Origin of the sequence: Bradyrhizobium sp. PRIMUS42 (assembly GCF_023006515.1) — a bacterium.
Lineage (GTDB): Bacteria > Pseudomonadota > Alphaproteobacteria > Rhizobiales > Xanthobacteraceae > Bradyrhizobium.
In genome coordinates, this window is record NZ_JALBGZ010001670.1 from 1 (window position 1) to 223 (window position 223).

1 pseudogene is annotated in these 223 nt (G+C 57.8%); it reads right to left on the reverse strand.

The features are described 5' to 3' along the window. Window positions 1-165, reverse strand: a pseudogene (locus tag MOV75_RS43015) (branched-chain amino acid ABC transporter permease); the annotation flags it as partial. Window positions 166-223 lie beyond the last annotated feature (58 nt).

Genomic DNA, 223 nt, shown 5'->3' on the forward strand with positions numbered 1-223 from the left:
TTGCATCAGCTGCCAGGAGATGAAGGTCGAGAACATCGCCATCTCGCCTTGCGCGAAGTTGAGATGGTCGATGGCCTGGTAGATCATGACCACGGCGAGCGCCATGCAGGCATAGATCGCGCCCGTGGCGATGCCGGCCAGGACCTGGTTGGTGAACAGCTCCATTGTCCCGGCTCCCTCAGTAACCCAGATAGGATTTGCGGATTTCTTCGTTGTTCGCGAT